This is a genomic window from Amycolatopsis sp. YIM 10 (genome assembly GCF_009429145.1).
Lineage (GTDB): Bacteria > Actinomycetota > Actinomycetes > Mycobacteriales > Pseudonocardiaceae > Amycolatopsis.
In genome coordinates, this window is record NZ_CP045480.1 from 9,591,004 (window position 1) to 9,604,839 (window position 13,836).

Sequence of the window (13,836 nt, forward strand, 5' to 3'; positions counted from 1 at the left end):
ACTCAACTGAGAAGGAGCATTCGATGACCGACACCCGGCTCCTGCCCGTACTCCCCCTCGATTCCGACGTGGTGCTGCCCGGCATGGTCGTGCCGTTCGACCTGACCGAAGCCGAGACGCGCGCCGCGGTGGAGTCCGCGCAGGCCAAGCCACAGGGTCCGACCGGGCCCGGCATCCGGACCGCCCCCAAGGCGGAGGTGCTGATCGTGCCGCGCGTGGACGGTGAGTACGCCGAAATGGGCACGGTCGCTTCCGTCGAGCGCATCGGCCGGGTCCCCGGCGGCAAGGCCGTCGTGGTCCTGCGCGGTACCGGACGGGCCCACGTCGGCGCGACCGGTGACGGCCCCGGCGCCGCCCGCTGGGTCCACGCCGAGACCGCCGCCGAACTGCCCGCCGATGAGCAGGGCAAGCAGCTCGCCGGTGAGTACAAGGCCGTGGTGCTGTCCATGCTCCAGCAGCGCGGCGTCTGGCAGATGCTGGACGCGGTGCAGGAGCTGGAGGACCCGTCGGCGCTGGCGGACCTCGCGGGCAACGCGCCCTACCTGGACACCGAGCAGAAGCTCGAGCTGCTGCGCACGCTGGACGTCACCACCCGCCTGGAGAAGGCGCTGGAGTGGACCCGCGAGCACCTGGCCGAGCTGGAAGTGACCGACACGATCCGCAAGGACGTGGCCGAGGGCATGGAGAAGCAGCAGAAGGAGTTCCTGCTGCGCCGCCAGCTGGAGGCGATCCGCAAGGAACTCGGCGAGCTGGACGGCAGCGGCGAGGAGGACGACTACCGCTCCCGCGTGGAGTCGGCCGAGCTGCCCGAGCACGTGCGCAAGGCCGCGCTGGCCGAGGTCGACAAGCTGGAGCGCACCTCCGACCAGTCGCCGGAGGGCGGCTGGATCCGCACCTGGCTGGACACGGTGCTGGAGATGCCGTGGAACACCACCACCGAGGACGCCTACGACATCGCGGGTGCCAGGGAAATCCTGGACACCGACCACGCCGGCCTGGATGACGTGAAGGAACGCATCATCGAGTACCTGGCCGTGCGCAAGCGCCGGGTGGAATCGGGTGCGGTCGTCGGCGGACGGCGGTCGGGTGCGGTTTTGGCGCTCGCCGGTCCTCCCGGGGTCGGCAAGACCTCGCTGGGTGAGTCGATCGCGAAGGCGATGGGCCGCAAGTTCGTCCGGGTGGCGCTCGGCGGCATCCGCGACGAGGCCGAGATCCGCGGGCACCGGCGCACCTACGTCGGCGCGCTGCCAGGGCGCGTGGTGCGGGCGATCAAGGAAGCCGGCTCGATGAACCCGGTGGTGCTGCTCGACGAGATCGACAAGGTGGGCGCCGACTACCGCGGCGACCCGACCGCGGCGCTGCTGGAGGTGCTGGACCCGGAGCAGAACCACACCTTCCGCGACCACTACCTCGAGGTCGAGCTGGACCTGTCGGACGTGGTCTTCCTGGCCACGGCCAACGCGCTGGAGACCATTCCCGGGCCGCTGCTGGACCGGATGGAGCTGGTCACTCTCGACGGTTACACCGAGCACGAGAAGGTCACCATCGGCCGTGACCACCTGCTGCCGCGTGAGCTGGAGCGGGCCGGGCTGGCCGACGGCGACGTGACGCTGACCGACGCCGCGCTCAGCCGGATCGCGGCCGAGTACACCAGGGAAGCGGGGGTGCGCGCGGCGAACCGGACGATCGCGAAGGTGCTGCGCAAGATCACCACGAAGGTGGCGCTTGGCGAGGTGGAGCTGCCGGTCGCGGTGGACGCCGCCGACCTGGAGACCTACCTCGGGCGGCCGCGGCACCTGCCGGAGTCCTCGCTGCCCGCGTCCACCCAGCGCACCTCGATCCCCGGGGTGGCGACCGGGCTGGCGGTGACCGGCGCCGGTGGTGACGTGCTCTACGTGGAGGCGTCGCTGTCGGACAAGGAAACCGGCGGCACCGGGCTGTCGCTGACCGGGCAGCTGGGCGACGTGATGAAGGAGTCGGCGCAGATCGCGCTGTCCTACCTGCGCTCGCGTGGCGCCGAGCTGGAGCTGCCGGTCGGTGACTTGGCCGAACGGGGCATCCACATCCACGTTCCGGCGGGCGCGGTGCCCAAGGACGGGCCGTCGGCCGGGGTCACCATGACCACGGCACTGGCGTCGCTGCTCTCGGGCCGGGTCGTGCGCGCGGACGTGGCGATGACCGGTGAGGTCTCGCTGACCGGGCGGGTGCTGCCGATCGGCGGGGTGAAGCAGAAGCTGCTCGCCGCGCACCGGGCCGGGATGAAGACGGTGATCATCCCGCAGCGCAACGAGCCGGACCTGGACGACGTGCCCGCCGAGGTGCTCGCCGAGCTGGACGTGCACCCGGTGGCCTCGGTGCGGGAAGTGCTGGAACTGGCACTGGCCCCGGCGGCGGCACCGGTCACCCAGGCCGCCTGAGCCGGGAGGGCGCGGGGGCCCGCGCGCGGGCCCCCGCGCTCACCTGCGGTTTCGCTGCTCCTCGGGGTTCAGGTCACCGACGAAGCGGCCGCGGCCGCCGGTCATCTCCGGCACGGAGAGCATGCGGGTGGGCCGCTCGTCGACCTCTTCCTCGGCGGACTCGTCCTCGTCGTCCTTGCCCCGGTTCTTCAGGCGTTTCACCACGAAGACCACGACGGCCAGCACCACCAGGCCGATGACCACCTTCTGGAAGATGCCCGCGTACTCCTCCATCACGTGCCAGTTGGCCCCGAGGATGTAACCGGCCACCACGAAGATGGTGTTCCAGATCAGGCTGCCCAGCGTGGTCAGCGAGAGGAACTTCCACACCGGCATCTTCTCGATCCCGGCCGGCAGCGAGATCATGCTGCGGAACAGCGGGATCATCCGGCCGAAGAAGACCGCCTTGGTGCCGTGCTTGGCGAACCACTGCTCGGTCTTGTCGAAGTCGGAGCCCTTGACCAGCGGGACCTTGCAGATCAGCGCGCGGCAGCGGTCACGCCCGAGCAGTGCGCCCAGGTAGTAGACGATCACCGCGCCGGCCACCGAGCCGAGCGTGGTCCAGATTAGCGCCTCGGCCAGGCTGAACGTGCCCTGGCTGGCGGAGAAACCGGCCAGCGGCAGCACCAGTTCGCTGGGAATGGGCGGGAAGAGGTTGTCGAGGCCGACGATCACGGCCGCGCCCACCCCTCCGAGCGTGTCCATCAGACTCACCGCCCAACCGGCGAGCCCTCCCATCTCCGGGGCTTGCTGGGCGAGTTGCGTGATCATCGGCGGCCTTTCATGGTCGTCTGCACCTGCCAACGAAGCTACGAACCGCTTCAGTTCCGGACATTGCGGTGAGGCGTCCCATATCCACCCGGGTACCCCAGTGCGAACCTGCGGAAAACCGCAGTTCGCCCCGGTGGGCGGCCGATTAGCCTCACAGGGGTGGACATGGGATGGGCACGCACCGCCGGGCGGGGTACCGCCGGGCTGCTGCTCGGCATGCTCACCGCGATCCCCGAAACGATCTACGTGCTCATCGGAACTCTGGCACTCGCGCTGCCGCCCGCCCGCCCCGGGGTCTACCGCGGGGCGCGGGCGCTCGCCGAGTTCGAGCGGCGCCGCCTCGCCCGCTGGTTCGCCGCGGAGAACGGCGACGACTACACCGGTGATCGCGCGCTGCGGTACCTGGGGCCACGCGGGGTCACCGGGATGGTCGGCCTCGTGGTCTTCATGCTGATCGCCTACGGCGGCACGTCGGCGGCGATCATGATCGGCCAGGTGCTCACCGGGGGCCGCGTCGGCGGCGGTGACGAGCCCGCCGACTGGTACGACTCGATCACCATCGTGATGCTCGGCCTGGTGCTCGCCTTCATCGCGGTGCAGGGCCTGATCGGGGTGGCCAAGCTGGACCTGATGCTGGCGAGCCGGTTCTTCGGGCTGAGCAAGCAGGAACAGTTGCGCCGCCGGGTGTCCGAGCTGTCGATCTCCCGGGCCGAGGTGGTCGAGGCGGTCAACGACGAACGCCGCCGCATCGAACGCGACCTGCACGACGGGGTGCAGCAGCGGCTGGTCGCGCTCGGCATGCTGCTCGGCCGCGCCCGCCGCGCCGGGGACGCCGAGCACGCGGCGGAACTCGTGCGCCAGGCACACGAGGAATCCCAGCAGGCCCTGCGTGACCTGCGGGAAGTGACCTGGCGGGTGTACCCGACCGCGCTCGACGAAGGCGGGCTGCACCCGGCACTGGAGGCCGTCGCGGAGAGCGCGAGCGTGCCGGTCCACCTCGACTTCGGGCTCACCTCCCGGCCACCACTGGCCTTGGAGACCGTCGCCTACTTCGTGGTGTCCGAGGCGGTGACAAACGCGATGAAGCACGCGTCGGCCACCCGGATCGACGTGTCCGTGCACCACACCGGCACCATGATCACCGTGCGGATCAGCGATGACGGCGGCGGTGGGGCGCGCCAGGGCGGCGGGCTGTCCGGGCTCGCCCGCCGGGTGGCCGCCGCGGATGGGGAGTTCACTGTGGACAGTCCGGTCGGCGGGCCGACGACGATCACCGCGGAGTTGCCGTGCGGGTAGTGCTCGCTGAGGACAGCACCCTGCTGCGGGAAGGGCTGGTCCGACTGCTCGCCGAGGAGGGGCACGAGGTGCTGGCCGCGGTCGGGGACGCCGACGCGCTGCTCTCCGCAACCGCCGCGTACCGCCCCGACGTGATCGTCACCGACGTCCGGATGCCACCGTCGCACACCGACGAAGGCCTGCGCGCGGCGCTGGAGATCCGCTCGCGGTTCCCCGGGATCGGCGTGCTCGTGCTGTCCCAGTACGTCGAAAAGCGTTACGCCACCGAGCTGATCACCGACGACGGCGGCCGGGTCGGTTACCTGCTCAAGGATCGGGTGGCGCAGGTGGGCGAGTTCCTCGACGCGCTCACCAGGGTCGGCGAGGGCGGCGCCGCCTTCGACCCCGAGGTGGTGCGCCGCCTGCTCGCCAGGACCACGCACACCGATCCGCTGGGCAAGCTGACCGCGCGTGAACGCGAGGTGCTCGACCTGATGGCGCAGGGGCACACGAACGCCGGGATCGCCGGGCAGCTCTACGTTTCGCTGAGCGCGGTGGAAAAGCACGTGAACGCGATCTTCGACAAACTGGACCTGTCGCACACCAGCGGGTACAGCCGCCGCGTGCTCGCGGTGCTGCGTTACCTGGGTTCCTGAGCGGCCCGCCACTTCGCGTCCACCCGGCCCAGTTCGGTCACCGGTTCCTCGCCGTGCAGCCATTCTCGCGCGATGCGGTGCCAGTTGCCCCGCGCGCGCAGCCTGCCGAGCAGGCCGAACGCGTACAGCTCCGCCCGTCGCGCGAAGAGGTGTTCCGGCGGCAGGTACTGCCAGCGCATCTTCCGGTAGTGGGGCGAGCGCGGGTCGATGGAGCTGATCATCGCCTCGGCGGCGAGTTCGGGCGTCGCCTCGATCTCGGCGTCGGCCAGGTACCAGCCGACCGCGTCCTCGATGTAGGCGAGCACCTCGTCCGGCTCGATCCGGGCGGGTTCGGCGAGAATGCCCGCGGCGGCCATGCGCGCGTGCACCTGTTCGGCGTCACCGTCGGCCGCGGCCCGCAGCACCGTCCGTTCGAGTTCCACGCTCTCCCGGCTCATTCGCTTGAACAACCCGAAATCGAGGAACGCCACCCGTCCGTCCGGCCGCAGCAGCACGTTGCCGGGATGCGGGTCGCCGGGGAAGTCTCCGGTGTGGAACAGCGAACCGCAGTAGAAGCGGTAGATGATCTCGCCGACCCGGTCGCGCACCGGCCGCGGCTGCTCGGCGATGCCGTCGAAATCCAGGCCGTCGACGAACTCGGTGACCAGCACGCGTTCCCCGCACAATTCCCCGACACTGTCCGGGACCGCGATGAACGGGTGCCCGGCGAAGCGCGCGGCGAGATCGTGCTGCGTCCGCGCTTCCAGCCGGTAGTCCAGTTCCTCCTCGATGCGCAGCCGGATCTCGGTGGCCAGCGAGTCCATTTCGAGCCCGGGAAAGATGTTCGGCGCGAGCCGGAGGAACAGCGCCAGGTTCTTCAGGTCGGCGCGCACCGCGGTGCCGATGCCGGGGTACTGCACCTTCACCGCGACCACGCGGCCGTCGGCCAGCCGGGCGCGGTAGACCTGCCCGATCGAGGCCGCGGCGATCGGATTCTCGTCGAATTCGGCGAACACCTCGGCGATCGGCGCACCCAAATCCCCCTCGATCACCTTCCGCATTCCGCAAAACGGCACCGCCGGGGCCTGCGCCAGAAGTACCGCGAGTTTCGCGCGGAATTCCGGGCGCACCGACTCGGGCACCAGATCAAGATCGAGCACGGAAAGCAGCTGCCCGAGCTTCATCGCGGCGCCCTTCATTCCGCCGAGCACCGAAACGAGCTGATCGGCGGCCGCGAGCGCCCGGCGATCGAGCAGCCTGCGTTTCTCTTCACTCGAACGGCCCAATGCGGCGACCTTGCCGCCCGCCTGCCGCAGCACCTGCCCGGCGGCCAGCCGTCCCAGCGCGGTCCCCCGCACCAGACGTGATCTCGGTGGCGCCTTCGCCATCGTCCCTCCCCGGCGTAACCGACCTTTATAGCGTGTCGTGCGTGCGAAATCGACCGTTTCCGCATATCACGCGGCGCCAAATCGCGAATGCCCGCGCCAGAATACGGCGCCACCGGCCCTGGCAAACGCGCGGCCGAATCCGGAAGCGCGCTCCGTAGAACCCGGGGTGGCGGTGCGTAATCGTTTGCACTAATGCAGAGCTGAGCCGTACACGGAAGTTCAGGTCCCGTAAGCTGAGCGGGATGGAATCCGCGTCCACGTCTTCACCGGCGACGCCCCGCGCTCGCCGGGGCAGGCCGCCGGAGAAGGGGCTGGCCGAGCGGCGCCGCAGGCAGATCGTCGACGCCGCGTGCGTCATCTTCACCGAACGCGGGTACGAAGCCGCGAACATCTCCGAAGTTGCCAAGCACGCCAAGGTCGGCCAGGGCACCGTCTACCGCTACTTCGAGAGCAAGCGCGAGCTGCTCGACCACGTGCTCGACCACTGCGTGGAGCGGTTGATCACCACCGTGCGCGCCGCCGCCACACGCGAGAAACCGCGTGATGTCGAGGAGTTCGCCGCGCAGCTGCGCGCGATCGCCCGGCGGTTGTTCGTCCTGATCGACGAGGAACCGGACCTGCTCAAGCTGGTTCTGGTGGAGGCCGCGGCGATCGACGCGGAGCTGAAGGCGCGGCTGCTCGGCCTGGAGGCCACGCTGTCCGCGCTGATGGCGTCCTATCTGGAACACGGGGTGCGGGCGGGCTGGTTGCGCTCGAACCTGGACACCGCCGCGGTCGCGCACGGACTGAACGCGCTGATCGTTCCGGGATTCCTGCTGGCGCTGCGCGGTGAAGCAACGGAAGAAAAACGCGTGCGATACATCGACACTCTCGTCGGGTTCGCCGTTCACGGGGTGAGCAAGTGACAGGAGCGTCCGTGCGCAACCGTACGGCTGAGCGGCGGGTCCAGCTGGTTCGCGCCGCGCACCACGTCTTCTCTTCACAGGGTTATCGCAACACCGGTGTCTCCGACATCGTCAAGGAAGCCGGCGTCAGCCACGGCACCTTCTACAACTACTTCGACAACAAGCGGCACATTCTCGACGACGTGCTCGACACCGGGGTCGACTTCATTCTCGACGCGGTGGTCGGCGCGGACGAGCCCGACGACGCGTCCACCGCGGACGAGCTGGCCGCGCAGTTCCGCACCATTCTGACCAGGGTTTTCGACCTGGTCGACCGGGAACCGGCGCTGGTCCAGTTCATCCTGCTCGACGCCCCGGCCATCGACGACGAATCACTGCAGCGGCTGCTGCGACTGGTCCGGACCTTCGGCGCGACCGCGTCCGCGTTCCTCTCGAACGGCGTCCGCCGCGGCTTCCTGCAGTCCGATCTGGACACCGAAATCGCCGGTGAGGGCCTGCTGTCGCTGATCATCTCGGCGATCCTGACCGGGGTGCGCGGCGGACTGACCCCGGCCGAACGCGAGCGGGTCATCGAGGCGTTCGTCAGCTTCGCGATGCACGGGGTCAACTAGGCGCGGCCCGCACCAGCTCGCGGTCGCCGTACCCGCGCACGCTGACCGCGCGCACCTCGTTCATCGGCACCAGCACCGAACCGCCGAACCGCGTCGCCTTCTCCGAAGCCGCCCAGCTGCCCGCTTCGTGCTCGACGCCGGCGGTGTCGGTCACCACCAGGCGGCAGTGCTCGCCCCAGGCGACCCCGGCGACCTCCACGTCGAACCGGGTCCACCCCGACGCGGGTTTCAGGCGGGTGGTCAGGTGCACGCCGTCACCGGAGACCGCGCTCAGGATCGGCTCGGTGAGTTCCGGGCTGCCGAGCAGCAGGCCGCCCGCGAGCGCGCCACCGGCCAGAACCACCGCGGCGGCCAGTCCGGTGATCCGGCGGCGCCGGTGCCCACGGCGGCGCTCCTGGCGCACCCGCTCGATCGCCCGGCGCAGCACGGGATCCGGTGTCGGACAGGAAAAAGCCTGGCCATTCCGGGAATGGCCAGGCTGGTTCCGCGCTGGTTCAGTAGCCATTGCCGCCGCTGTCCGAGGCCGACCCGGCCGGGGCGGGTTCGGACTTCTTCTCGTCCTGCTTGCCCTGCTGGGCGACGAACGGCGCTTCGGACTTGCAGCCCTCCGGCATCATCGCGTACCAGGTGCCGCCGACGCCGTGCCCGTTCGCCTGCCCGGCGGCGGTGTCCTTGGCGTAGGTGTAGACCGGCCAGCCGCCGACGGTGACCTGCTCGGTGCCGTCGTCCCGCTTCACCTTGCCGACCAGCTTCTCGTCCACACCGGACAGTTCGGGGTCACCGTTGGCGAGCAGCGGCGGCCAGGTGGTGGCGCAGTCGCCGTTGCAGACCGACTTCGGCGGCTTCTTGCTGTCCTTGCTGAACAGGTAGAGGGTCAGGCCGTTCTGCTCGGTGAGCACACGACCGACGCCTTCCACCTCGGCGGCGGTCAGCTTCACCGCGGCCTGCTGCTTTTGCTCGGGCTGTTCCTCGGCCTTGACCGCCTTGCCGCCCTGCGGGTTCACCGCGTACCAGGTGCCGCCGACGGCCTGGCCCTTGACCTCACCGGCCGCGGTGTCCTTGGCGTAGGTGTAGACCGGCCAGCCCTTGACCGTGACCTGCTTGGTGCCGTCCGCCCTGGTCACCTCGCCGACCACCGAAGCGTCCACTCCGGACAGCTCGGGAGCGGCTCCGTCCCCGGCCATCAGCGGTGGCCAGGCCTTCGCGCAGTCCCCTTCACAGTTGGACTTCGGCGGACTCGCGGTGTCCTTGTCGAACCGGTAGAGGGTTTTGCCGCCCTGCTCGGTGAGCACCTGCCCGAGGCCCTCGATCTCGGTGGCGTTCAGCTTGACGGTGGGCGCGGCCTGCTGCGCCGCGGGTGCGACCACGGCCTGCTCGTCGGCCACCGGCGCCGCCGCCCCGCCCTGTGCGGCACTCTGCCCACAGGCGCTCAGCACGGCCATGCCGAGCGCCGCGGCCGTGGCCGAGAGAACGATTCGCTTGCGTGCCATGGGACTTACTCCTTCGTTGGTCGGAAGGTCCCGCCCGTGCCGCGGTGACCGACACCCGGCAACACGGGGGTGCGCCCGACCCGGTTCGAACTTTTTCCAAGATCTTTCTTGCGCACACTGTTCCTTCATGCGTACAGTGTGCGCATATAGCGCACGGCGTTTTGAACTTGGAGGGGTCATGCTGCGGGAATCAGGTCTTCGCCGGATGCGGGACGTGCTGGGCGGCCACGTGGCTTCGGGCACGGCGCCCGGCCTGGTCGCGCTGGTCGGCGACGGCACGCGGACGCACGTCGAAACGTTCGGCTCGGTCGAGCGGGACACGATCTTCCGGCTGGCTTCGCTGAGCAAGCCGCTCACCGCGGCGGCGACGATGATCCTGGTCGAGGAGTGCCGGATCGGACTCGACGACCCGGTCGACGAATGGCTGCCCGAGTTGGCGGACCGCCGGGTGCTGACCAGGATCGACGCGCAACTGGACGAGACGGTGCCCGCCCGGCGCGCGATCACCGTGCGGGACCTGCTGACGCAGACGCCGGGTTTCGGCCTGGTGCTGGCGGCGCCGGGCACTTACCCGATCCAGACCGCGCTGCACGAGCTGTCGGTGACCAGCGACGGGACCTCGGCGTGGCCGGTGCTGGACCAGGACGAGTGGCTGAAGCGGCTGGGGTCGGTGCCGCTGATGTACCAGCCGGGTGAGCGGTGGCAGTACCACATCAGCTCGGATGTGCTGGGAGTGTTGATCTCCAGGGTGGCCGGGCAGTCGTTCGAGGCGTTCCTGCGGGAGCGGTTGTGCGCTCCGCTGGGTATGAAGGACACCGGCTTCTCGGTGCCCGCCGATCAACTGCACCGCCTGCCGACGAGTTACGCGCACGACCCTTCCGGCGCTCTGACCGTCTGGGACTCGGCGGCCGACGGCAAGTACAGCCGTCCGCCGTCGTTCCAGGCGGGTGGTGATGGCCTGGTCTCCACGGTCGACGACTACAACGCTTTCTTCGGGATGCTGCTGGGTTCGACTTTGCTTTCCCCCGCCTCGACAGCCCTGATGACGATGGACCACCTGACGCCGTCGCAAAAGGTGGAAAAGGACCAGTTCGGCGACCACTTCGGACGGCACGGGGGTTACGGCTTCGGCATGGCGGTGCGGACGCACCGGCGGGACCTGGCGCCCACCGGCCAGTTCGGCTGGGACGGCGGCCTGGGGACCACGGCCTATGCCGATCCGTCGGGGTTCCGCGGGATTCTGCTTTCGCAGGCAGCGCTCGACTCGCCGTCGACCACCGCCCTGCACCGCGACTTCTGGACTTGTGCCTATCAGTCGGTGGGATAGCTCTTTCGCCGGACGTCCGGGATGACTTTGTGGACTCGGGGCTTTGCTCTCATGCGGCAGGGGTGTCGACCGCCGTCATTGGTATGGGATGGGTACCCCGGCGGCGCGCAGTTTGGCCTCGACGAGCGCGTTCAGCCGGGTCCAGGCCGTCGATGCCTGATCTTCGAGGTGGTGGTTGATCAGCCCGTATCGGGTGACGGCGTCGGGACCGGGCTGGTAGCCCGCCGGCGTCGCCAGCAGTTCGCGGTTGGCCAGCAGGTTGTCGGCCAGCGCGGACGCCAGCTCGTCGATCCGAGGGTCGTCCGGGTCCCAGGACCGCGCGTCCCAGCCGCGTTTGGTCAGGTCGGTGAACTCGGGGTCGTCGAACCGGTGTTCCAGCTGGGTCAGGAAGATGTCGAACAACTCCGGCGCCAGTGCCCTGGCCAGCACCAGGGCTTCCTGCTGGCCGGCCACGTAGTCGGGACTGAAACCGAGCTCGGTGAGCTGGTCCAGGATCGCGAGGGCGCGTTCGGGCAGCAGGAGCCGGTCGCTGTCGGTGAGTTGCCGCAGTGTGTCGCGCCTGGCGATCAGGTCGGCGATCCGCTCGGTGAGGCGCCGTTCGACGTCAACGAGAGCGGCGGCGAACTGGTCGGCGTCGGCGTCGAGCAGCGGTCCGACTTCGGCCAGCGGTACCCCGGCGGCGGCCAGGGTCCGGACCTGGACCAGCCGCAGCAGGTCGGCCGATCCGTACCGTCGATAGCCGGAGCTGTCGCGTCGTGGTTCGTCGAGCAGCCCGTGCCGGTGGTAGTGCCGCACGGTCTTCACGGTGACCCCGGCGAACGCCGCCGCCTCTCCGATCGTGACGCCGCCGGTCGTTGTGCCCGTCGAGAGAGCCATGCGGCGAGTGTGCGGCCTGACCCAAGGTCAAGGTCAACCCGTACCGCACGGCCCCTCGACTGAGCGGCGTTCCGTCAGCCTGTGGTCTGCCCGTCGCAGAGCACCGCGCTGAGAAGCTTGTCCAACGCCTTCGGGTACTCCTTGGCCAGGTCGACTTCGGTGTCCACGCCAGTGATCGAGGCGGTGAGGGTCTTACTCCCGTCGGGCGTGCTGTACATCAACGCCCCGTAGCCGATATTGCTGCCGTTGTGGCGCAGGACGGTGACGCCGCAGCCCAGCTTTTCCACGTACAGCCCGAGACCGTAGCCGGCTGTCGGGTGTGGCGTGCGCATCTCGGCCAGCAGCGAGGCGGGCAGGAGCTTGCCACTCATCAGCGCGGAGAAGAACGTGTGGAGATCCTGGGTGGTGGAAATCATGTCACCGGCGGCGAACACGAGGGAGGGGTTCTGGCGGGTGACATCGACCGTCTTCCACTGACCGGCGTCCTGGTAGCGGTAGTAACCGTGGGCGTGCGGCCCGCGGATCGCCGTCCGGGTGCCCGGCACCTCGGTGCCCGACAGCCCCAGCGGCCGCGGCTGACGAGAGTCGGACCAGGGGCCGGCCGCGTCCGGCGATCGCAGGATCCGCCGTTGCATCTCCTCGGCGTAGGAGCGGCCGGTGACTTTCTCGATCAGCAGTGCGGCCAGAACGTAGTTGGTGTTGGAGTAGTTCCAGTCCCTTCCCGGCGGGAACAGCGGCCCCTTGGACAACGCGAACCGCACCAGCTCGTCGGGCTGGTAGGTACGGAACCGGTTGTCCACCCATTCCTGGCCCGTCGAGGGAAGCCCCGGCATGGGTTTCCCGTCGTAGTAGTCGCCGGTGTAGTTGAACAGCCCGCTGGTGTGCTGCAGCAGCATCCGCACCGTGATCCCCCGGTCCAGCCCGAACCGCGGCAGGTAGTCGGCCACCGGGGAGTCCAGCCCGATCTTCCGCTCGGCCACCAGCTGCAGTACCACGGTCGCGACGAAGGTCTTGGTGTTGCTGCCGATCCGGAAGCGCCCGTTCGTCGGCGGCTTCTCGGGCTCGCCCAGCTTGCGCACACCGGCGCTGCCGACCCACTCGCCCCGCTGATCGTGCACCCGCAACTGCATCCCGGTGAAACCGATGTCGATGAATCCCCGCATGGCCTCCTGCAACTCGGGTCGGTCCTGCTGGGCAGCGGGCGTCGGACCGGCCACGCTGTCCGCGGTGGCCACCCCGGGTGCGGCCGCTCCGGGTAGCAGTGTGGCCGCCAGCGCCGCGATCGCCACTCGCCGGACGAACCGCGGCATGCGCACCCTCTTCTGGAATCCGCCGAGGCGCGCCGCGGAAGTGATGTCGTTCGTCATGCGGGCAGGCTCCAGCCTGACCCAGGGGCGGGGTCAACCCCTTCCGCCACACCATCCGACTGGCCGCCACGCTCTGACAAACATGGAGCCGTGTGCTGCTGCGGGTCTACGCGAAGTGCCTCGACGGGGGCGAGCAGGCTGCCCGCGACCGCGTGGAGCGTGGCCTACAGGGCTGGCGAGCGTGGCCACGCATTGGCCACGGGCGCCTCAGAATGGCCGGATCTGGCCGAACACGACCGGACAGACGAAGAACGCCCCGGTGGCCTGTTTCCACAGGTCACCGGGGCGTTTCCGCTGGTGTGGCAGGTGAGGGATTCGAACCCCCGAAGGCGAAGCCGTCTGATTTACAGTGCAGCGCCAAAACCACGTTTGACCTGCATGAATAGTGCACCCCAGTCGATCTTCGGGGCAAACTCGGCACGAGGACGGAGGGCGCGAGGAAGCTTTCGTCGCCGGTCATCCGGTTGCTTGCCTATAGGACAACGTGCGCAAGTGCTCGCGCTTGAGCACCTATCAAGGATGGCCCTTGAAGGCAGTCACCCAGCTGGCGGTACCTGTATCTCCCAGTGAGAATAGCCAGGAGAGGAGGCGCAGCAAGGCTGAAGATCATCAACCAACTACACCGAAAGCGCGCGAAAGTCACGCAAGGTAACAGCGATGACTCGAAGAGTCCACTTTTAGGTGATCTCCGATTATCCTCATGGCCATAACGACTGTTGTCGCGTGCGAGGGGGC

The 13,836-nt window shown here is 69.2% G+C and carries 12 protein-coding genes; 6 read left to right on the forward strand and 6 right to left on the reverse strand.

Translation table 11 applies throughout. From position 1 onward, the window contains the following. The first annotated feature begins 23 nt into the window (after window positions 1-23). A complete protein-coding gene (gene lon, locus YIM_RS44465) occupies window positions 24-2,417 on the forward strand; it encodes an endopeptidase La (RefSeq protein WP_153036060.1) in 2,394 nt (797 codons plus the stop codon). A 39-nt stretch (window positions 2,418-2,456) separates the two neighbouring features. On the opposite strand, the gene YIM_RS44470 is transcribed toward lon, so the two are convergent. Continuing rightward, window positions 2,457-3,227, reverse strand: coding sequence for a DedA family protein (locus YIM_RS44470; RefSeq protein ID WP_153036061.1), 771 nt, complete (start codon window positions 3,225-3,227; stop codon window positions 2,457-2,459). A gap of 165 nt (window positions 3,228-3,392) precedes the next feature. Between YIM_RS44470 and YIM_RS44475 the strand changes: the two genes are divergently transcribed. Together YIM_RS44475 and YIM_RS44480 are read left to right on the forward strand one after the other, a co-directional pair. Next, window positions 3,393-4,523, forward strand: coding sequence for a sensor histidine kinase (locus YIM_RS44475; RefSeq protein ID WP_153037656.1), 1,131 nt, complete (start codon window positions 3,393-3,395; stop codon window positions 4,521-4,523). Beyond that, window positions 4,514-5,158, forward strand: a complete 645-nt coding sequence (locus YIM_RS44480; RefSeq protein WP_153036062.1) for a response regulator transcription factor — start codon at window positions 4,514-4,516, stop codon at window positions 5,156-5,158. Before YIM_RS44475 ends, YIM_RS44480 begins: the two co-directional genes overlap by 10 nt. On the opposite strand, the gene YIM_RS44485 is transcribed toward YIM_RS44480, so the two are convergent. Further along, window positions 5,143-6,525 (reverse strand): AarF/ABC1/UbiB kinase family protein, encoded by a 1,383-nt coding sequence (locus YIM_RS44485; RefSeq protein ID WP_153036063.1) that lies wholly within the window; start codon window positions 6,523-6,525, stop codon window positions 5,143-5,145. The two genes, YIM_RS44480 and YIM_RS44485, sit on opposite strands and share 16 nt — an antisense overlap. Before the next feature lie 242 nt (window positions 6,526-6,767). Here YIM_RS44485 and YIM_RS44490 point away from each other — a divergent pair, with 242 nt between their 5' ends. Together YIM_RS44490 and YIM_RS44495 are read left to right on the forward strand one after the other, a co-directional pair. Next, window positions 6,768-7,430 (forward strand): TetR/AcrR family transcriptional regulator, encoded by a 663-nt coding sequence (locus tag YIM_RS44490; RefSeq protein ID WP_153036064.1) that lies wholly within the window; start codon window positions 6,768-6,770, stop codon window positions 7,428-7,430. An 11-nt stretch (window positions 7,431-7,441) separates the two neighbouring features. Then, a complete protein-coding gene (locus YIM_RS44495) occupies window positions 7,442-8,041 on the forward strand; it encodes a TetR/AcrR family transcriptional regulator (protein WP_194239953.1) in 600 nt (199 codons plus the stop codon). On the opposite strand, the gene YIM_RS44500 is transcribed toward YIM_RS44495, so the two are convergent. Then, window positions 8,034-8,468, reverse strand: a complete 435-nt coding sequence (locus YIM_RS44500) for a hypothetical protein (RefSeq protein ID WP_153036066.1) — start codon at window positions 8,466-8,468, stop codon at window positions 8,034-8,036. The genes YIM_RS44495 and YIM_RS44500 overlap by 8 nt on opposite strands. Before the next feature lie 67 nt (window positions 8,469-8,535). Beyond that, window positions 8,536-9,531 (reverse strand): hypothetical protein, encoded by a 996-nt coding sequence (locus YIM_RS44505; RefSeq protein WP_153036067.1) that lies wholly within the window; start codon window positions 9,529-9,531, stop codon window positions 8,536-8,538. Window positions 9,532-9,709: 178 nt separating this feature from the next. Between YIM_RS44505 and YIM_RS44510 the strand changes: the two genes are divergently transcribed. Beyond that, window positions 9,710-10,858: a serine hydrolase gene (locus YIM_RS44510; protein ID WP_194239954.1), complete on the forward strand. Its 1,149-nt coding sequence runs from the start codon at window positions 9,710-9,712 to the stop codon at window positions 10,856-10,858. A 75-nt stretch (window positions 10,859-10,933) separates the two neighbouring features. Here YIM_RS44510 and YIM_RS44515 read toward each other — a convergent pair whose 3' ends face one another. Both YIM_RS44515 and YIM_RS44520 read right to left on the reverse strand, forming a co-directional pair. Next, the gene (locus tag YIM_RS44515; protein WP_153036068.1) at window positions 10,934-11,734 is read right to left on the reverse strand and encodes a MerR family transcriptional regulator; all 801 of its coding nucleotides are present in this window, start codon (window positions 11,732-11,734) and stop codon (window positions 10,934-10,936) included. 74 nt (window positions 11,735-11,808) lie between these two features. Next, window positions 11,809-13,044, reverse strand: a complete 1,236-nt coding sequence (locus tag YIM_RS44520; RefSeq protein WP_228005090.1) for a serine hydrolase — start codon at window positions 13,042-13,044, stop codon at window positions 11,809-11,811. Window positions 13,045-13,836 lie beyond the last annotated feature (792 nt).